Source organism: Polaromonas sp. P1_F1 (assembly GCF_056405795.1).
The window spans coordinates 14,742-34,922 of the sequence record NZ_JBFUBJ010000009.1 but is presented as its reverse complement, the minus strand read 5'-3'; the positions used below and the strand labels follow the sequence as shown (position 1 = coordinate 34,922).

12 protein-coding genes are annotated in these 20,181 nt (G+C 63.7%); 8 read left to right on the top strand and 4 right to left on the bottom strand.

Features of this window, described 5'->3' with window-relative positions; all coding sequences use genetic code 11:
- Nucleotides 1-2: 2 nt before the first annotated feature.
- From AC1DZE_RS20055 to AC1DZE_RS20045, 3 genes are read right to left on the bottom strand one after another with little or no spacing between them, the layout of a single operon-like run.
- Nucleotides 3-2,096, bottom strand: coding sequence for a two-component system sensor histidine kinase NtrB (locus AC1DZE_RS20055; protein ID WP_477670619.1), 2,094 nt, complete (start codon nucleotides 2,094-2,096; stop codon nucleotides 3-5).
- A gap of 10 nt (nucleotides 2,097-2,106) precedes the next feature.
- On the bottom strand, nucleotides 2,107-2,913 hold the full coding sequence (locus AC1DZE_RS20050) for a carbon-nitrogen hydrolase family protein (protein ID WP_477670618.1): 807 nt from the start codon (nucleotides 2,911-2,913) through the stop codon (nucleotides 2,107-2,109).
- A gap of 2 nt (nucleotides 2,914-2,915) precedes the next feature.
- A complete protein-coding gene (locus tag AC1DZE_RS20045) occupies nucleotides 2,916-7,121 on the bottom strand; it encodes a YhdP family protein (protein ID WP_477670750.1) in 4,206 nt (1,401 codons plus the stop codon).
- A 73-nt stretch (nucleotides 7,122-7,194) separates the two neighbouring features.
- Between AC1DZE_RS20045 and glnE the strand changes: the two genes are divergently transcribed.
- The 8 genes from glnE to AC1DZE_RS20005 all read left to right on the top strand — a co-directional run bounded on the left by glnE (nucleotide 7,195) and on the right by AC1DZE_RS20005 (nucleotide 19,513).
- Nucleotides 7,195-10,017, top strand: a complete 2,823-nt coding sequence (glnE, locus tag AC1DZE_RS20040) for a bifunctional [glutamate--ammonia ligase]-adenylyl-L-tyrosine phosphorylase/[glutamate--ammonia-ligase] adenylyltransferase (RefSeq protein WP_477700472.1) — start codon at nucleotides 7,195-7,197, stop codon at nucleotides 10,015-10,017.
- A gap of 45 nt (nucleotides 10,018-10,062) precedes the next feature.
- Nucleotides 10,063-10,821: a CerR family C-terminal domain-containing protein gene (locus AC1DZE_RS20035; protein WP_477670616.1), complete on the top strand. Its 759-nt coding sequence runs from the start codon at nucleotides 10,063-10,065 to the stop codon at nucleotides 10,819-10,821.
- Entirely contained in the window at nucleotides 10,808-12,334 is a 1,527-nt protein-coding gene (locus AC1DZE_RS20030; RefSeq protein WP_477670615.1) for an efflux transporter outer membrane subunit, read from the top strand. The genes AC1DZE_RS20035 and AC1DZE_RS20030 overlap by 14 nt, the downstream gene beginning before the upstream one ends.
- A gap of 29 nt (nucleotides 12,335-12,363) precedes the next feature.
- Nucleotides 12,364-13,563, top strand: coding sequence for an efflux RND transporter periplasmic adaptor subunit (locus AC1DZE_RS20025; RefSeq protein ID WP_477700471.1), 1,200 nt, complete (start codon nucleotides 12,364-12,366; stop codon nucleotides 13,561-13,563).
- A gap of 11 nt (nucleotides 13,564-13,574) precedes the next feature.
- A complete protein-coding gene (locus AC1DZE_RS20020; RefSeq protein WP_477670613.1) occupies nucleotides 13,575-16,697 on the top strand; it encodes an efflux RND transporter permease subunit in 3,123 nt (1,040 codons plus the stop codon).
- 156 nt (nucleotides 16,698-16,853) lie between these two features.
- A complete protein-coding gene (locus AC1DZE_RS20015; RefSeq protein WP_477672810.1) occupies nucleotides 16,854-17,900 on the top strand; it encodes an SDR family oxidoreductase in 1,047 nt (348 codons plus the stop codon).
- A gap of 126 nt (nucleotides 17,901-18,026) precedes the next feature.
- Nucleotides 18,027-18,254, top strand: a complete 228-nt coding sequence (locus AC1DZE_RS20010) for an acyl carrier protein (RefSeq protein WP_477700470.1) — start codon at nucleotides 18,027-18,029, stop codon at nucleotides 18,252-18,254.
- Nucleotides 18,255-18,280: 26 nt separating this feature from the next.
- On the top strand, nucleotides 18,281-19,513 hold the full coding sequence (locus AC1DZE_RS20005; RefSeq protein WP_477672812.1) for a beta-ketoacyl-[acyl-carrier-protein] synthase family protein: 1,233 nt from the start codon (nucleotides 18,281-18,283) through the stop codon (nucleotides 19,511-19,513).
- 118 nt (nucleotides 19,514-19,631) lie between these two features.
- On the opposite strand, the gene rfaE2 is transcribed toward AC1DZE_RS20005, so the two are convergent.
- On the bottom strand, nucleotides 19,632-20,138 hold the full coding sequence (gene rfaE2 / locus AC1DZE_RS20000; RefSeq protein ID WP_477670610.1) for a D-glycero-beta-D-manno-heptose 1-phosphate adenylyltransferase: 507 nt from the start codon (nucleotides 20,136-20,138) through the stop codon (nucleotides 19,632-19,634).
- Nucleotides 20,139-20,181: the final 43 nt, after the last annotated feature.

Here is a 20,181-nt window from a genome sequence, read left to right as displayed (position 1 = left end):
CTTCAGGCTGTATGCGCCCCTGCATCATGCGGCAGGGCCGCCGGCAAGGTGAAACTGAAAATCGTACCCCGCGGCTGGCCGGGCTCAAACCCCAGGAAGCCGCCGTGCTGCTCAATCACCGTGCGGCACAGGCTCAGGCCCAGCCCCATACCCTCTTCCTTGGTAGTGAAAAAAGGCGTGAAGAGCTGCTCGGCCACTTCACTGGAAATGCCTTCACCGCAATCCGTCACCGAAAATTCCACCCAGCGGCTCTGTGCGTTCGATGCGGCCGGACGGATACGCAGCGTCAGCACCTTTTCCCGCGGGGCCGCCTCCGCCGCCCCTCCTTCGTGGGCCGCAGCCTGCATGGCCTGCATGCCGTTGCGCGAGAGGTTGAGAAGCACTTGCTCAACCATGGTGCGGTCACACAGCACGGGCGTGCAGGTCTCGTCGACCTCGATCACCACGCGCACGCCGAGCTTGCGTGCCTGAAGGGTCACCAGCGGCATGATGGCGTCCAGCAGGGCGCGAGGCTGCACGGCTTCGCGCACCTGATCGCGCCGCCTCACAAAATCATGCACGCTCTTGATGACCTTTCCCGCGCGTTCGGCCTGCTCGGCAATGCGGCGCATGGCCAGCTGCAAATCTTCCGACAACGGTGCCATGGCTGAGCTGGCGTTCGCTGCCAGCGGCTTGTCATGGTCCATGCCATCCTGCAGCAGGTTGAGTGAGCCGGTGGCGTAGCTTGAAATGGCGGCCAGCGGCTGGTTGAGTTCGTGGCTGAGCAGCGAGGCCATCTCGCCAACCATCGCCAATCGTGCGGTGGCCTGCAGACGGTCCTGGCTGGCACGGGAAAGCTCTTCCACCCGTCGCTGTTCACTGACGTCCAGAATCGCACTCATCCAGCCGGTGTGCTTGCCCACGGCATTGATCAGCGGAGCTTCCATGATCAACACGGGGAACCGCGTGCCATCGCGCCGCATGAACACCGATTCGTGACCCTCCCTGGGCAGGCTGTTGCCCGCCAGCCGGATTTCCTGGCGCTGCTGATAAACGCCGGCCAGTTCGGGTGGCCAGTAGGGCGAGGGAAAGCTCTGGTTGAGCAGGTCCTTGGCGTCCACGCCAACCATCTTGCAAAACGCCGGATTCACGTAAGTGATGCGCCCGTGCAGGTCGCGCGCGCGCAGGCCGGTCAGCACGGAGTCCTCCATGGCCTTGCGGAAAGCCAGGGCCTCGCCGAGGTCATGCTCGACTTTCAGCCTGCGGCGCATATCCCTTGCGAGGAGGTACAACACGGCAAGCAGCGCCAGTGACATGGCGGTTACCAGTGCGGTGAGCACGTTGGGAAAAAGGGCCGGCGTGCCCAGCCGGCTTTCCATCCTGACCACCAGCGTATTGCCGGGCAGGTCCAGCAGCTGTTGCGCAATATAAATCCGGCTGCCGCGCGAAGGCACGCCTTGCAGGGCCAGGCGCGTGCCGTCCGCTTCGGTAAAAGACAGGCCGATGCCCCGTGCGAGCTGGCGGCCGACCAGTTCCCCCAGAATGTCCTGCAGCGAATAGGTGACCACGCTATACCCCGTGAGGCGCCCCGACACCGTGATGGGCAGGCACATGTCGAGCACCTCCAGACCCAGGCCATCGCGCTGCGGCATGAAATAACTGGTGGAGTAGGCCGCGCCGCTCAGGCGCCGGGCCGTGGTGCAGGTCAGGCCCACGTCGGTTTGCAAACTGCCCCGCCCGAGCCGCTCGAACACCGAAGTGCGATAGGGCGTCTCCACAAACCCGAGCACATCGAGCGCTTCGCTGCGCCATTCAAGCCGCATGATTTCACGGCGCTCGCGAAGCAGCTCGGCGGCGGACGAATGCCACGACTCCGGCGTGCGGTCGCTGGACTGAAGTGCCTGCAAGGTCTGGATATTGCGCGTCAGTCCCGAGCGGATGTCGGTCACGGCTTCCGCTGCGTCATGCTCCAGCCGGCTTTGCACCATGCTGGACTCGTACCGTCCCGCCAGCCACACCAGAATGCCCAGCAACGCCACCAGCAGCGCCACCAGCAGCGCCCACAGGGACCAGCGCTTGCTGGCGCGGCTGACGCCGTTGGCAAACGGAAACCTCACGCGGCCGGCCTCATAGGAAACGATGGTTCAATGCAGGCAAACGGCTTCGCACACCTTCCGTGTGAGTGCTGGAGATTTCACCCAGAACAACGCCTGCGCCTTCGGCCTGCTGGGCCAGCACCTCACCCCAGGGATCCACCAGCATGCTGTGGCCCCAGGTACGACGGCCGTTTTCATGCGTGCCGCCCTGCGCCGCCGCAATGACATAGGCCTGGTTTTCAATGGCGCGTGCACGCAGCAGCACTTCCCAATGCGCCTGCCCGGTGGTGTAGGTAAACGCGCTGGGCACCAGCAGCACATCGGCCTTCAACGCGCGGTAAAGCTCCGGGAAGCGCAGGTCATAACAAATGCTCATGCCGACAGCGTAGACATGGCCATCGCGGGAAACCAGATCAAACCCGACGGGCTGCGCGCCGGGCTCCAGCACACGCGTTTCGTCATAGTCTTCCTTTCCCTGCGCAAAGCGAAAAAGATGGATCTTGTCGTACCGCGCGATGCATTGGCCCGTCGGCGCATAGGCCAGCGAACAGTTGCGCGCGCGCGCCGGATCAGACGTGGCCATGGGCAGCGTGCCGCCCACGATCCACAAGCCGAGCTCACGCGCCGACCGGCTCAGGAAGTCCTGTATCAAGCCCGTTCCGACGCTCTCCTGGACTTTCAGCTTGTCGGTGTCCTTGAAGCCCATGATGCAGAAATATTCCGGCAGCACGGCCAGTTCGGCGCCCTGCGCCGCAGCCTGCTCAAGCAGGCTGCGGGCTGCGGCAAGGTTGTCCTGCACGCGCGTACCTGAGACCATCTGGATGGCAGCTATCTTCATGGTTAACGAACCTCCTGAACAGGCTCTGCTGCAGCCTGTGCCTTGCGATCCACCTTGATGATTTTCGGGTCAGACCAGGTTCCTTCAATGTGGAATTCCTGGGTCGCCGCCTGCATCAAAGGCCGGCGCAGGAACATCTGGGCAAGGAAGCTGCCCAGGCCGATGGCCGGATTGATGACTGTGGCGATCAGGGAAGCCGTACCGGCATTGATTTCCGGCACCACGACCGCCTTGATGTTCTGCGTCTCCTTGGCAATATCGGCACTACCCTCCATCAGCACGGCCGCATTCACGCCCTTCATCTGCAGGTTGTTGGTATAGGCGACGCCCTGGTTGATATTGATGTCGCCGCGGACAAAGTCAAAGGCAAAGCCTTCGGAAAAAACGTCCCGGAAATCCAGGGTCAGCCGCCTGGGCAAAGACTGCAGGCTCAGCACACCCAGCAGTTTTGTGATGCCCGGGTCAGCCTTGACAAACTGCCCCGACTCCACATTGACGTTGAACTGTCCGCTCATGCTGGGATAGTCCAGGCTGAGAGGTGACCCCATCCACGCGACCTGCCCCTCCAGTTTGCCCTTGCCACGGCGAATGACCTCACCCATGCCAAAGCGCTTGAGCAGCTCACCCGAATCGGCGATGTCCAGCTTGAAATTCATCACGGTGCGGCGGCGCTCGGCAGCCGCGCGCGCGGCACGCGGCGCATTTGTCGCAACGCTCTGGGCATTGATCGCCACCCAGTTGCCCGTTGCCGTCAGCACCGCCTCGGGAAGGATCACATTGAACTTGTTCAGGCGCCATTCGCGCACGCCCTCGCGGGCCGCGGCAGACGCTCCGCGGTTGACGGCGTCGATCTCGACCCGCCCCAGCTTTTTTCCGCGCAGCTCCAGGTCTTCCACCACGATGTCCAGGGCAGGGATGCTGGCGGGCTGCTCGTTCAGGATCGCTTCCACGTCACTGGCCGTACCTGGCGCCAGGCTCAAACGGGAAAGCCGCGCATAGACCCGCCCGGCCCCTATGCCGCCAGGCTGCCGGAATTCGACATATCCATTGAGCTCCGACGCGTCGATATTTGCACGCCATGTCAGGCCTTCACGGGAGCCTCCCACCACCACGTTGTTCAGCTTGCGCCCTTCAATCACCAGCTCCTTTGCGCGAATGGCCATGGAGGTCGGCAGATAAGTCAGGGACGCGTTCGCGGCGGCCCGGTTGGTCGCCGCAGTGGCAGCCACCGGCGGAGGTGTCTGGAGCGCGCTGCCGGAAGAAGAATCTGCCAGTATTTTTTGCCAGGCATCGAGGTCCACGTGGGCCAGGTTGATATTGGCCGCCACACCGGCTTCCTGCACGGGCACTGTCTCCCCCGGCTCCAGCCCGACGCCGATTCCGCCCCGCATCACACGAGGTTCGCTGCCGCTGACGTCGCGCACATACATGACGGACGCCACACGGCCAATGGTTACCGAAAGCTGGTCCTCCAGCTTTTGCCCCGGCCCCATGGAGGTCGGCACAAGCGAATTCTCAAACCGCAGCGGCAATGCCGCTTCTGCGGTCTTGCTCAGGGGCGCGGGCAGGTTGAGCGCCATGCCTTGCAGGCTGCTGGCGACAACCAGCTCAGGCACGCCACGGCGAAAACCCAACGAGGCGGTGTAAGCCGTGCTGCCCGTGGCATTTTGGGCCATGCGCGAAAGCGCGCCGAGCTCCCTGGCCTGACGCAACCCTTCAGCGGTGACAACGCCTTGCGCCTTGAATGCCACCAGGCTTTCCGGCTCTGCATTGCCGGGCGATCGCGCCTGCACCCGCGTGCCACCGTCAAAACGGACGTCGCCGCCAAGCAGCCGTGCCTGGGCGCCTGTCACGGTGAAACCGCGTTCGCTCACGGTCACAACGCCCTTGAGTTTTGTCAGCGCTGGGGTATCCAGGCCAAATTGCAGGTCATTGCCGGGCAGAGTGACGGTTCCTTCCACCCGGGATTTATCGATCGTGTGGATAGGCAAGTCCAGCCGGAACCGGTATTCGCCCGTTCCGGCCGCAACCGCCTTGGCCAGCACATGATTGGTCATGCCGGCAACCGGGGACTGGTTGACGAACCCCAGCGCATCAGCAAGCGGCCCCTTGAGGTGTGTGTTCACCTCGACAGTGGTGTCATGGGTCAGGTCAGGGATACGTGCATTACCCTTGACCAGCTGCAAACCCGGCAGGCCATTGACCTTGCCGGTGACGTCGTTGACCTCAAGTGCCGCATGGTTAAACACCAGTTCGCCGTTGAGTTCAGTCAAGGCCGGCCACCCCGCCGCTCCGGCCGGCTGTATGGATTTGGGCACATAGGCATAGTGCCCATTCCGCACCTTGGCGGTCACCCGGAAGTCCCCTTGCGCCGGGTTGGTGAAAGGCAATTGCGCCAGCGGTCCCTTGACCTTGAACTTCACGTCGCTGACCTGGCCTTGCACGACCGCGTCACGCACATAGTGGCGCACCCGGTCCGGCAATACCAGCGGCAAATAACGGTGTACCCGCTCGCCATCACCGCGGCTCAAAACGCCCTGCAGATCCAGCACACCCGGGAATCGGGGATCTGCTGCATCTCCGGCAGGCGGCTTGCCGGAAACCACATCGTCGGTATGCCATGCGGCTTGCGCTTCTCCCTGCGCGTCGGCATTGGCAAATCGCAGGTTGTTCAGCTGCGCTTCGATTTTCCGGCCCGCAAACTTCCATTGCGTCTCGGCGGAAAGCTGGTCAAACGGCACCAGCGAATCCTCAAACACGCCCGGCAGGTCGAGCGAGCCGTTGAGTATCTTGACCCCGGCCCGTCCACCCGCTTGCGTCAGGTCAAAGTCAATGGTGGCGCCGCTGATTCCCGGCCTGCCAGGCTTGGGATGCACTGACGCTGGGCTGGGCGGTGCGGGCAGGGCAGCAATACTCAGCCCGGCGACGCGTCCTTTTGCGGCGTAGGCGGCAGGGGCATCCAGCGGTCCCTGCCAGCGAGCCTCAACGCTTTCGACCAGTCCCTTCGGGGCAAATGAAGCGATCAGCCCATGGACGGGAGCATCAAGCGGCAGGCGATTGGCAATCTGTGCGAGCGCTGCAAGATCGAGCTTGTCTGCCTTGAGTTCGGTGTGCTGCGCAACGCCGGCCTCGTCCCCTGTGTGCACCAGCGCCACGTTGCCGCCTGGCCACTGCAGGCCGTCGCGGGTACGAAAGCGCAGGCCTTCGGTATTGAAATCAAAACCATTGGTACGCTGACCGCCACCCACACGCCCGGCGACAAAATCAAAGGCCAAAGGCTGCAGCTTGGCACCCAGACGGGCGTCTACATCCTGCAACGCCACATCGGCCGTGCCGCCAGTCACCCGGCCCTGGGAAATATCTGCCCAAGCGCGAAGCGCGCCATTCCCGCGTGTCAGCTCAATGCCCAGTGCGTCCAGGTTGAGGTACGGTTTGATGCGGGACGCATCCACCCGGTCGAACCCGGCAAATAGCTGGCCTGTCCAGGCATCAAAATCACCGGCGCTGCTTGACAGCAGCGATTGGCGGAATATGCCCCTGACAGTGAAACGGTCACCCCATTCTGCAGGGGGTGTGGCATCCAGGCGCATGAGGTGGCGCCGCCGCGTATTGCGCATCACCCAGTCAACCTGCGTCAACGCCAGGGGTGGTGCCGGATTCATTTCATCTGTCCAGCGCACGGTGCCGCCTCGCATGACAAACTCGGTCTGCGAGAAGAACCAGTCGGCAGCGGCGCTCTCGCCGGCCGCCCGGTCCTGCGAAACATCGAGGCCGCCGACATAGATCTTTCCGTCAGCGGTTCGCCGTATGTCCAGCTCGGGCTTGTCGATGTAAAGCTGCTCGAAGCCCAACCCCCAGATCGAAGAGGCGGACAGGGCGCCGAGAATCACCGGCAGCCGCAGGGCCTCGCGCCCCTGGGCGTCGAGCAGGGTCACGTCGCGCAACTCGAACGACGGAATCATCCCTTGGGAATGTGCGGTGATTCCACCAATGCGAACAGGCACCCCCAAAGCCTTGCTGGCCTCTATTTCCAGGCGCGGACGAAACTCCCCGATTCGCGGCACAATCCAGCCATGCAGCACGAACCAGGTCAGGCCAAAGAGCACCCAGGCCGTGGCAACAAGCCACAGCAACACGCGCAGGGTAAGAGCAAGCCATCGCAGTCGTTGCGGCGGCGGGGTAGGCAGGCTGGGGATCGTTGGCTCCATTGACATGAGAATTATGACCGCCGGGGCCAGCGTTCGCCCGGCAGTGAACCATGAAGTTTTGTGAAGTAGTGTGATGACCGTCGCTCAAACCGCCTGCCCTGATACCTTACTCGCCGCTGGGCCGGCCGCGTCGGACTATTCACGGTTCGTTCAGCGCATCCGCCGCCGCTACGCTGATCAACTCCTCCTCCTGCCTGCGGGCGCCCCCGTGCGCGCCGCCATGCAGGTCGCGCTGGACGCGCTGCTGGCGCAGGGCATGGCGACAGGCGCGGCGCTTCGGGTGCTTCGCCAGCTGGTCATGGAAAGGCTGGTGGTGCTCGACTGTGACGGCGCCCTCGAAAGCCAGGCCCCGCTTGCCGTAGTGACCTGCGCCATGACCGAGCTGGCCGAGCTGGCCCTGGATGTCGCCATGCGCGAGTCGGGAGCCGAACTTGACGGGCTGCATGGCGCACCGCAAGGCCCCGACGGGGAGCGTGCCCGGATGTGGGTTGTGGGCATGGGCAAGCTGGGTGCGCGTGAACTCAACGTTTCCAGCGACATCGACCTCATCTATGTCTACGACCACGACGGCGAAACCCGGGGGCGCAGCGATGGCCGCGGGCAGATATCCAACCACGAGTACTTCGCGCACCAGGTCAAAGCCGTCTTCAGCCTGATTGGTGATGCCACGGAGCATGGTTTTGTGTTTCGGGTGGACCTGGCGCTCCGGCCCAACGGAAGCTCCGGGCCGGCGGCCACTTCACTGAGCGCGCTTGAGGAGTATTTCCAGGCACAGGGTCGTGAATGGGAACGCTTTGCCTGGCTCAAGAGCCGGGTGGTGGCGCCGCTTGAATGCGTGCAGGACGGCTCGGCGCAGGCCCTGCGCGGCTCCGTGCTGCCCTTCGTGTTCAGGCGCTACCTTGACTACAACGTCTTCGATGCGCTGCGCACCTTGCACCGGCAAATCCGCGAGCATGCCGCCAAGCGCTGCGCCGGCCACCCGGAGCGGGCCAACGACGTGAAGATGTCGCGCGGCGGCATTCGCGAAATTGAATTCACCGTGCAATTGCTCCAGGTGGTGCGCGGCGGACAGTTTCCCGAGCTGCGTACCCGTCCCACGGTCGACGCCTTGCAGCGCGTGGCACGCGCGGGCCTGATGCTGCAGGAAACCGCCGATGCGCTGGCACGCGCCTATGATTTTCTTCGCCGCGTGGAGCATCGCATCCAGTACCTCGATGACCAGCAGACCCATGTCCTGCCCACGCGTGATGACGACCTGGCGTGGATCGCAGAAACGCTGGGCTACAGCAATTGCTGCTTCTTCCTCAGCGAACTCGACACCCACCGGGAGCTGGTGGCCGGGGAATTCGACAAACTGCTGGGCGGCAAGCCCGACTGCAAAGGCTGCGGCAAAACGGCCAAGGCGGCGCCGCAGCAGCTCGAAGACGTGCTGGAGCAATTGTCGGAACAATGGCCGGAACAGTTTCGCGCCCGCCTGGCGCTGTGGCGCCAGCACCCCAGGGTGCTGGCCCTGCGCGAAGATTCCCGCGCCCGCCTGGCGCGGCTGGTGCAGCGCACCGCCGCCTGGCTGGCGGAAGGCACGGTCACCGAGGAAGCGGCTGTGCGCATCATCGACTGGATAGAGCCGCTCCTGAGGCGGGAGAGCTACCTGGCGCTGCTGCTGGAACGGCCCGCGGTGCATGAGCGCCTGCTGCGCCTGCTGGGGGCCGCCAAATGGCCCGCGCGCTACCTGCTACAGCACCCCGGCGTCATTGATGAACTGGCCAGCGACGAGCTGCTCAAGGAACGCTTTGACGGCACGGCCTTCGCGCGGGACCTGCAACAGCGCCTGGCCGCGCTCAGGAGCACCGGCGAGGACGACGAGGAAACCTGCCTGAACCTGCTGCGCCGCGCCCATCATGCGGAAGTGTTCCGCACCCTGGCGCGCGATCTGGAAGACGTACTCACCGTCGAGCAGGTGGCCGATGATCTGACGGCTCTCGCCGAAGCGGTGCTGAGCATCACCACCGACTGGTGCTGGCAGCGCCTGAAGAACCGGCACCGTGAAACACCGCAGTTCGCCATCATTGCCTACGGCAAACTGGGCGGCAAAGAACTGGGTTACGGCAGCGATCTCGACATCGTGTTCGTCTATGAGGACGATGACGAGCGGGCCCCCGAAGTCTATGCGGCATTTGTGCGCAAGCTGATCAACTGGTTGACCATCAAGACCGGCGAAGGCGACCTGTTTGAAATCGATACCGCTTTGCGCCCCAACGGCAATTCAGGCTTGCTGGTCACCAGTTTTGAGGCCTATACCCGCTACCAGCAGCAGCGCGGCAGCAATACCGCCTGGACCTGGGAACACCAGGCCATGACACGTGCGCGCTTCGTGTTGGGTGACGAGTCGCTGCGCCTGCGGTTTGACGAAGTCCGGCAGACCGTCATCACCGCTCCGCGCGACATCGTTGCGCTGCGCAACGAAATTGTGGCCATGCGCGAAAAGGTTCGCGACGCCCATCCGATCAAGAGCCTCCACGCAACGCCAAGCCCCACAGGCGGATCCGTCTCAGGCCCGCCTCCGCTCAAGGCTGAAAAATTTGACGTCAAGCACAGTGCGGGCGGCATGGTGGACGCCGAGTTCGCCGTGCAGTTCCTGGTGCTTTCCCAATCAGCCCGGCACCCGGAATTGAGGGACAACGTCGGCAACATCTCGCTCCTGCAACGCGCAGAAACGGCCGGCCTGCTGCCGGCCGGCGTCGGCCAGCGGGCGGCAAGCGCCTACCGCGAACTGCGGCGTGTCCAGCACCGCGCACGCCTCAACGAAGAACCCACCCAGGTCAACCCGCCTGCGCTTGAGGCAGAGCGCGGCGCGATCCAGCAACTGTGGGTCGCCACTTTCAAATCAAACAATTGATTTAATTCAATCGATTGTTTGATTAGTGTGCTCTAATCCGGGCACATGACACCCGACCTGCCCTCTCAAACACCGTCGCGCTCAGCCAAGCCTGAAGGCGAAAGCCGAAAACAGCGCTCCGACGGCGCCCACGCAAGGGCGCACCTGTTGCTCGCGGCACTCAGGCTGTTTTCCGAAAAAGGGTTTGCCAAAACCTCGATTCGCGATATCGCCCATGCTGCGGGAGCCAACGTGGCGGCGATCAGCTATTACTTTGGCGACAAGGCCGGCTTGTACCGGGCCGTTTTCACCGAACCGCTGGGCAGCGCGCGCGATGACATTGCGCTGTACAACCAGCCCCATTTCACCTTGCGGCAGTCCCTTGAAGGCTTTTTTTCGAGCTTCCTCGAACCTTTACGCCAAGGTGAACTGGTGCAGTTGTGCATGAAGCTCCACTTTCGCGAGATGCTGGAACCCACAGGCCTGTGGGCCGAAGAAATCGACCAGGGGATCAAGCCGGCGCATACCGCGCTGGTTATTGTGCTTTGCCGCCATTTAGACGTCACCAAAGCCGACGACGAGGTGCACAGGCTGGCGTTTTCCATCACCGGGCTGGCACTTCAGATGTTCCTCAGCCGCGAAGTCGTGGAGGCGATCCGGCCCCAGCTGTTCGGAACACCTGAAGCCCTGGAACAGTGGGCCGTCAGCCTGGTGGCGTATGCCGAAGCCATGGTAGGCGTCGAAATGGCACGCCGAAATCACCTTTCCGATTACCCCGTGGCCGCGGCGCCGCGATTGAACACAGCACACCATGAAAAAAACTGACTCCGGACGCGATCGCTTGCGCTTGCTGACAGCGGCGCCGCTGTTCGGCGCATGCGCGCTGTTGCTGGGCGGCTGCGCTTCCGACAATCCGCACACACCACCTTCCGTCTCGATTCCCGCGCAATGGCAAACGCCTTTGCCGGCGGCGGGCACCACAGCAGCATTGCCTCACGGCGGCAGCCTGAAAGGGCTGTCGCAATGGTGGCAGCAACAAAATGACCCCTTGCTGGTGGAACTGATCATGGCGGCGGAATCGGTCAGCCCGACCGTTTCCACCGCGCGCTCCAACATTGAGCAGGCGCGGGCTTCACGCGTGGCCTCGGGCGCAGCCATGCTGCCTACCCTTGATGGCACCGCCAGCGTCAGCCGCGGACGCTCGGCACCCGTGAACCGTACAGCGCCACCGATTGCCACAACCGCCCAGGTGGGTTTGCAGACCTCCTGGGAGATCGACCTCTTCGGTCAGTACGCCGCGAGCCGGGATGCCGATCAGCAGCGGCTGGAGGGCTCCCAGGCGCTGTGGCATTCGGCGCGGGTATCGATTGCCGCCGAGGTGGCCACCCAGTACTACAGCCTGCGCGCTTGCGAAAAGCTGCTCGAGGTTGCGCGCTCCGATGCCGCATCCCGGGGTGAAACTGCACGTTTGGCGGAACTCAGCACCAGGGCAGGTTTTCAGGCGCCCGCCACCGCTGCATTGGCCAGGGCCAGCGCGGCCGAAGGCAACAGCAATGCCATCCAGCAGCGCGCACTGTGCGACCTGGATGTCAAGGCACTGGTGGCCCTGACTGCCATCGATGAGCCCGCACTGCGGCAAAAACTGGCCAGCACACCGGCCGACCTGACACAGGAATCGGTAGCGCCTGTCATCAGCGTGCCGGCGGAAGTGCTGGCCCAGCGGCCCGATATCTTCAATGCGGCACGCGAAGTGGACGCCGCCCACCTGGAAGTCGGCAGCGCACGCGCTCAGCGCTTTCCAAGACTCAACCTGAGCGGCTCGGTTGCGACCTCCAAGTCGTACACCGCCAGTACCACGCAGCGCTTTGACACCTGGACCGTCGGGCCGCTGCAGCTGACCATCCCGATCTTTGACGGCGGCGCCAGCGAAGCCAATGTAGAAGCCGCCAAGGCGCGCTACGAAGATGCCGCAGCCCAATACCGCGGCAGCGTGCGAAAAGCCGTACGGGAAGTCGAAGAAGCGCTGGTGAACCTGCAAAGCACGGCTGAACGCAGCCAGGATGCATTGATCGCCACACAAGGCTACCGCGCGTCGTTCGTCGGCACCGAAGCCCGCTACAAGAGCGGGCTGGCGAGCCTGGTCGAACTTGAAGACGCCCGTCGCACACTGCTGGCCGCACAAAGCGCCCTGGTCACGCTGCAACGTGACCGGCGCAGCGCCTGGGTTGCGCTGTACCGGGCGCTCGGCGGAGGCTGGACTACCGCCGAACCGCCTGTGCCGCCGCTGGTCTCCGATGTGCCGGCACCTTTCACCCCTGCTGCCCTCACCGCCCCCTGAGGCGCGGTTTGCCGACCCTGCCACACCTTATGACAGATCCTTTGAACACCATGCCAAACTTCAAACTAAAACCCGTCGCTCTCGCTGTGATCGCCGGGGCCGTGCTCGTTGCCGGGGCCGCAGCTTTTTTTCTTCTGAAGGCCAACGCAAAAGAAGACAAGGCAGTCACCGCAAAGCCGGCACTGACTGTCGCCACCGCGCTGCCGTCTCAAGTGACTTTGCCGGTGAAACTGAGCGCCAACGGCAATATCACCGCCTGGCAGGAGGCCGTGATCGGCTCCGAATCGAACGGCTTGCGGCTGGTGCAGGTGCAGGCCAATGTGGGCGACCAGGTCAAGGCCGGGCAGGTGCTGGCGGTGTTCTCGGGTGACAGCGTGCAGGCGGACACGGCCCAGGCCAAAGCCAGCCTGATCGAAGCCCAGGCCAACGCGGCCGACGCGGCAGACAACGCTGCGCGCGCGCGCACGCTGGCGAATTCGGGCGCTTTAAGCGAGCAGCAGATCAACCAGTACAACACCGCCGAGCAAACGGCCAGGGCGCGTGTCGAGGCGGCCAGGGCTCTCCTTGAGGTGCAGCAGGTACGCGGTAAAAACACGCAGGTGCTGGCGCCCGACAACGGCGTGATCTCCGCACGCACCGCAACGGTAGGCTCGGTAGTGCCGGCAGGCACCGAGCTGTTCCGCCTGATCCGGGGCGGCCGCCTCGAATGGCGCGCGGAAGTCACCTCGGCCGAGCTGGGCCGGATCAAGGCCGGCACGGTCGCCAGCGTGGTGGCGGCCAGCGGCGCCGAACTCAAGGGCCGGGTGCGCATGATCGCCCCGAGCGTGGACCCGCAGACCCGCGCGGCGCTGGTCTATGTGGACCTTCCCGTTTCGGCCGGCATGGCTTCCCCGGCCAAGGCCGGCATGTTTGCCCGCGGCGAATTCGATCTGGGCAGCACGTCCGCGCTGACCGTCCCGCAACCTGCGCTGGTCGTGCGCGACGGGTTCAACTACGTCTTTCGCCTCAACCCGGACAACCGCATCAGCCAGCTCAAGGTGCAGACCGGCCGGCTCGCCGGCGACCGGGTCGAAATTACCTCCGGCCTTGCTGCCGATACACGGGTGATCGTCAGCGGGGCGGGCTTCCTCAACGACGGCGACCTGGTCCGGGTCAGCGACGCCACCCCTGGAATTACGGCAAATCCGGCTATAGCGCCCGCCAGTCGTGCGCAAGCAGCTATCAAATAAGGAGCGACTCGATGAACGTCTCCTCCTGGTCAATCAAGAACCCGATCCCTGCCGTCATGCTGTTTGTGCTGCTGACGTTCGCCGGCATGCTGTCGTTCAAGGCGATGAAGGTGCAAAACTTTCCCGACATCGACCTGCCGACCGTGACGGTCTCGGCATCGCTGCCGGGCGCCGCGCCCGCCCAGCTTGAGACGGAAGTAGCCCGCAAGCTTGAAAACTCCATTGCCACCGTACAGGGCCTCAAGCACATCTACACCAAGGTGCAGGACGGCGGTGTGAGCGTGACCGCCGAATTCCGGCTGGAAAAGCCGGTACAGGAAGCCGTGGACGATGTGCGCGCGGCCGTGTCGAAAGTGCGCAGCGAATTGCCCGGCGATGTGCGCGATCCGGTGGTCAGCAAGATGGACCTGGCCAGCCAGCCGGTGCTGGCCTTCACCATCCGCTCGCCGCGCATGGACGAGGAAGCGCTGTCCTGGTTTGTCGACAACGACATCTCCCGCAAGCTGCTGGCCGTACGCGGCGTCGGTGCGGTGAACCGCGTGGGCGGCGTCTCGCGAGAAGTCCGCATCGCGCTGGATCCCTCGAAGCTGCAGGCCCTGGGCGCGACAGCTTCCGACATTTCCCGCCAGTTGCGGCAGGTGCAAACCGAAAGCGCGGGTGGACGCGCCGACCTGGGCGGCAGCGAGCAGCCCATGCGGACGCTGGCGACGGTGAAGTCCGCACAGGAGCTGGCGCAGCTTGAGCTGGCGCTCAGCGACGGACGGCGTATCCGCCTCAGCGAGGTCGCCGCCGTGAGCGACACGACCGCAGAACCGCGCGCCGCCGCGCTGCTCGACGGCAAGCCTGTCGTCGGCTTTGAGGTGTCCCGCAGCCGGGGCGAAAGCGAAGTGGCGGTCGGCGCCGCCGTGCAGGCGGCGCTGGCCGAGCTGAAGCAGCAATACCCCGAAGTGGAAGTCCACGAAGCCTTCAACTTCGTCACGCCGGTGCAGGAAGAGTACGACGGCTCCATGCACCTGCTGTACGAAGGCGGCATCCTGGCGGTGCTGGTGGTGTGGCTGTTCCTGCGCGACTGGCGCGCCACCTTTGTGTCGGCCGTGGCGTTGCCGCTGTCGGTGATCCCGGCTTTCATCGGCATGCACCTGCTCGGCTTTTCGATCAACGTCATCACCCTGCTCGCGCTGTCGCTGGTGATCGGTATCCTGGTCGACGATGCCATCGTCGAGGTCGAAAACATCGTGCGGCACCTGCGCATGGGCAAGTCGCCGTACGAAGCCGCCATGGAGGCAGCCGACGAAATCGGCCTGGCCGTGGTGGCCACCACGTTCACGTTGATCGCCGTGTTCCTTCCCACCGCCTTCATGAGCGGCGTGGCGGGAAAATTCTTCAAGCAATTCGGCTGGACGGCCTCCCTGGCGGTGTTTGCCTCGCTGGTGGTGGCGCGCGTGCTGACTCCCATGATGGCGGCCTACATCCTCAAGCCCGTGGTGGGCACGCACTCCGACCCAGGCTGGATGAAGTGGTACATGCGTGCCACGACCTGGTGCCTGCATCACCGCCTGAAGACCATGATCCTGGCCACGCTGTTCTTCTTTGGCTCGGTGGCCTTGATCCCGCTGTTGTCCACGGGTTTCATTCCGCCCGACGACAACTCGCAGACACAGGTCTACCTGGAACTGCCGCCCGGCGCAACACTGGCGCAAACCCGGGCCTCGGCCGAACATGCGCGATTGCTGATCAGCAAGGTCAAGCACGTCAAGAGCGTGTACACCACCATCGGCGGCGGGTCGGCCGGCACCGACCCGTTCGCGATGCAGGGCGCAGCGGAAACCCGCAAGGCCACACTCACCGTGCTGCTGGACGAGCGCAGCGAACGGCCGCGCAAGCAGGGGATTGAAAGCAAGATGCGCACAGCGCTGGAAGCCCTGCCGGGCGTGCGCAGCAAGGTGGGGCTGGGCGGCTCGGGAGAGGCTTACATCCTCATGCTGACTGCTGAAGATGCCAATGCCCTGCAAACCGCGGCGCTGGCGATTGAAAAAGACCTGCGAACCATTCCCGGTCTGGGCAATATCTCGTCCAGCGCCAGCCTGGTGCGCCCCGAGATTGCCATCAAGCCGGATTTCGCCCGGGCAGCAGACCTGGGCGTGACCAGTTCAGCCATGGGTGAAACCCTGCGTATCGCCACGGTTGGCGACTACGAAGAGTCGCTGCCCAAGCTCAACCTTTCGCAGAGGCAGGTGCCCATCGTCGTCAAGCTGGATGAAGCGGCGCGCAAGGACCTCAGCGTGCTGGAGCGTCTTGCAGTTCCCAGCGTCAAGCCGGGCGTCGGCCCCGTCATGTTGGGACAAGTGGCGAGCCTGGAGATCACGGCCGGCCCGGCCGTGATTGACCGCTACGACCGCTCCCGCAACGTCAAGTTCGAGATTGAACTGTCGGGCCGGGCGCTGGGGGACATCACCGAAGCCGTGAAACTGCTGCCGTCCGTCAAGAATCTGCCGGCCGGCGTCAAGGTGGTGGAAGTCGGCGATGCCGAGGTCATGGGCGAACTGTTTGGCAGCTTCATCCTGGCCATGGCGACCGGCGTTCTGTGCATCTATATCGTGCTGGTGCTTCTGTTCAAGGATTTCCTGCACCCGGTGACCATCCTGGCCGCCCTGCCGCTGTCGCTAGGCGGCGCCTTTGTCGGCCTGTTGATCGCACAGAAGAGCTTTTCCATGCCCTCGCTGATCGGTCTCGTCATGCTGATGGGAATCGCGACCAAGAACTCCATCTTGTTGGTCGAATACGCCATCGTCGCGCGGCGCGACCACAATATGTCGCGCTGGGATGCGCTGCTGGACGCCTGCCACAAGCGGGCACGGCCCATCATCATGACCACGCTGGCCATGGGTGCGGGCATGATGCCGATTGCCCTGGGCTTCGGCGCGGCCGACTCCAGCTTTCGCTCACCGATGTCGATCGCGGTGATCGGCGGCCTGATCACCTCCACCGTGCTCAGCCTGCTGGTGGTGCCTGCCGTGTTTACCTACATCGATGACCTGGAGCGGCTGATCAAGCGCATGGCGGCAAGATTGCGCGGCCACGGCAGTGAAAAGCCTGAAAACGGCCAGCCCGCCGCTGAATCAGGCGCCCCATAAGCTGCAAAATAATGCACATACAGCCGCGTACCGCTTTGTAAAAGGCGGATCAGACGTGTAATTTTGCTGATTTGGACAGGTCCGTCCGAGTGAATTAGGGCTGACCGTCCAATACCCCTCGCTTATACTTGCAGGTTCAGCTTTACATTTCTTAACATGTCAAAACGCGTACTGCTTTCGGGCGCAACAGGCCTGATTGGCGGCGAATTAATGCTTCTTTTGGCTGCGCGCGGCGTTTACAGCACTGCTGTGGTGCGCGCTGCCGATTCGAACCAGGCCCGTGACCGTCTGCTGGATCGCCTGAAAAAGAGCGTCCTCTGGAAGCCCGAATTTGCCGACATGGTGTCTGCCGAGGCCGGCGATGTGGTCGAGCCCGGTTTTGGCCTCAGCGCTGCAGTTCTCCAATCGGCCGACGTCATCCTGCATTCGGCGGCCAGTACCTCGTTCAAGCCCGGTGCCGGGGTCTATCCCATCAATCTCAAGGCCGCCGAGCATTTTTCCGGCATCCTGAAAGACCTGCGGCCCTCACAACGCGGTTTTTTTGTTGGAACGGCGGCAGTGACCACCGAGCCGCGCGGCGTGATTACCGAAGACATGCCGTTTGCCGGCTATGCCAACGACTACATCAGGTCCAAACGCGATGCCGAAACACTGCTGCGCGGCAAAGGCCATCCTTTTGTGAGTTTGCGCCCGGGCATTGTGCTGTCGCGCGGGATTGACGACGCCAAACTGGCCCGCAACATGTTGTGGTCCATCCCGGTCATGGCCGAACTTGGTGATGTGCCGCTGGATCCCTTGGGCAAACTCGATTTCGCGCCGGTGGATTTCATCGCGGGCGCCTTTGCCGAAATGCTGCTCAAGGACGAGCTCCGGCACGATTGCTACCACGTGTCTACGGGCGAAGACTCCATGACCTTCGCAGCGCTGGCCGAAGAATTGAAAGCCAGCATGCCCGGCATCGGCAAGATGGTGATGCGCGGCAGGGACTTCGTGCCCACGCCGAAGTTTGCCCGCCAACGCTGGATGTTTGAAGCATTGCAGCCATATTTGCCTTTCCTGACGGCAGATGCGGTGTTCAGCAATGCGCGCCTGCGGGCGGAAATTGGCGCGGCAGCTGTCGCGCCTGCGCCCATTAGTTATCTGGGTGAATTATTGGGGACCTTCAGCCTGTCGGACGCCGTCAGGCAGATGTACACGCCCTGAGGTACGAAAACAACGCGGCTGCTTTTGTAAAATGCCCCTACAGGCCCGAAGAGGCCGGCCGTCATATCGATGGTGGGACAATGGCGGTTCGCATTACATATTTACTGGTTCGTGATGAATTCTGATTTGATTAATCTTTTTGCCGAGACATTTGGCATCAGCGAAGAAAAACTGCTGCCGGATGCCACGCTGGAGAGCCTGGGCCTCGACTCCCTCGCCGTCATCGAATTTCTGTTCCAGATTGAAGACCAGTTTGGCATTCAGATTCCGGACCAGGCCAGCCCGCCGCGCACCCTCGCCGAAATGGTCCAGCTGATTGAACCCCTGCTGCCATCAGGCAAGCCCGCCGCCTGAGCCCTGCCGGGCCCGCCAGACCGCCCATGCGTCGCGTAGCCATCACGGGTCTTGGCGTTGTTTCCGCCGTTGGAACCGGCACTCCCGCATTCTTCGAGTCCCTGCTTTCCGCCCGCTCCGGCATCCGGGGCATTGACATTGGCTTTCCCACCGGCAGCGAAAGCGTGCTGGCCGGCGCCGTCCAGTTCGACCCGGACCAGCATTTCCCCCGCGCCCGTCTCCTGACCATGGACCGGGTCAGCCAGCTCGCGGTGGTGGCTGGCCGCGAAGCCATGGCGCAGGCTGGATGGGGCCCTGAGGGTGGCTTCGCACCCGAGCGTTTCGGCGTCTCGCTGGGCACAGGCAGCGGCGGCGCAGGATCCACGGATGTGGCTTACACGGCATTGCTGGAGCAAAAAGTGGCGCGGCTGCGCCCCATGACGGTCGTGCTGGCCATGCACAACGCCATTGCCGCCCATGTGTCCATGGAGTTCGGGCTGAAGGGCCCCAGCAGCACGGTTTCCAATGCCTGCGCATCGTCGGCCACCTCCATTGGAGAAGCTTTCCGGCAGATCCGCCACGGTTATGCAGACGCCATGCTGGCCGGGGGTTCCGAGGCATTGCTGAACCGCGGCACCATCAAGGCCTGGCAAGCCATGCACACGCTGGCCAAGCCCCATGCCGACGGCGCCGAAACCTCGTGCCGTCCATTTTCGGTTGACCGCTCCGGTCTGGTGCTGGCCGAAGGCGCCGCCATGTTGGTCCTGGAAGAATGGGAAAGCGCCAAACGGCGCGGCGCCAATATCCTGGCCGAACTTTGCGGCTACGCATCCACCACCGACGCCCATCACCTGACGCAGCCCGACGCCCAGGGGCAATCACTCGCCATGACGCTGGCGCTGAAAGACGCGGGACTGCAGGCCGCCGACATCGGTTACCTCAATGCCCACGGAACCGCCACCGATGTCGGTGATGTCATCGAAACCAGCGCCATCAAGCTGGCCTTCAAGGACCTGGCCGGGCGCCTGCCCATCAGCTCCAGCAAAGGGGTGCACGGGCACGCCATGGGCGCTGCGGGGGCGATGGAATTCATTGCGAGTGTGATGGCACTGCGCGCGGGGCAACTGCCGCCAACGGCCTTCCTGGTGAACCCAGACCCGCGTTGTGACCTGGACTACATACCGCTGGCGGCACGCGATGCCAAGGGCCTGCGCGCGGTGATGTCCAACTCGTTTGCCTTTGGCGGCTCCAACGCCGTGCTGGTGGCGAAGTCCGCCTGAGGGCGACCACCCTCCGAAGAAAAGCCGGCCGGGCTCCCCCAATACCCAATACCCAATACCCAATACCCAATACCCAATACCCAATACCCAATACCCAATACCGGCGGATATCAGTGGATCAACTCGCAGCGCGGATTTTTTTCACCAGGGCCGTCGTCGAATAGCCATCCACAAACGGGATCGCCCGGGCGCTGCCGCCATACGCCTTGACCACCGCGGTCTCTGCCAGCTTGTCCATGTCGTAGTCTCCGCCCTTCACCAGCAGATCCGGCTGGAGCTCACGGATCAGCTCCAGCGGCGTGTCTTCGTCAAACCAGGTGACCAGGCTCACCGACTCCAGCGCAGCCATCATGGCGGCGCGGTCGTGTTCGTTGTTGAGCGGCCGGTCAGGGCCCTTGCCCAGCCGCCGTGCCGAGGCATCGGTGTTCAGCGCCACCACCAGGCTTGCGCCCAGCGCGCGTGCGTCGGCCAGGTAGGTGGCATGCCCGCGGTGCAAGACATCAAACACCCCATTGGTAAAGACAATGGGATGTGGCATTGAAGCAAGCCGCTGCCGCGCTTCTTCGCGGGGGACTATTTTTTGCAGGAAGTGGGTAGAGGAGGGGGTAGGGGGCTCGCTGGGCATCCCGCCACTTTAACGGAAGGCCCGGGTTACCACCCGGCTTCTG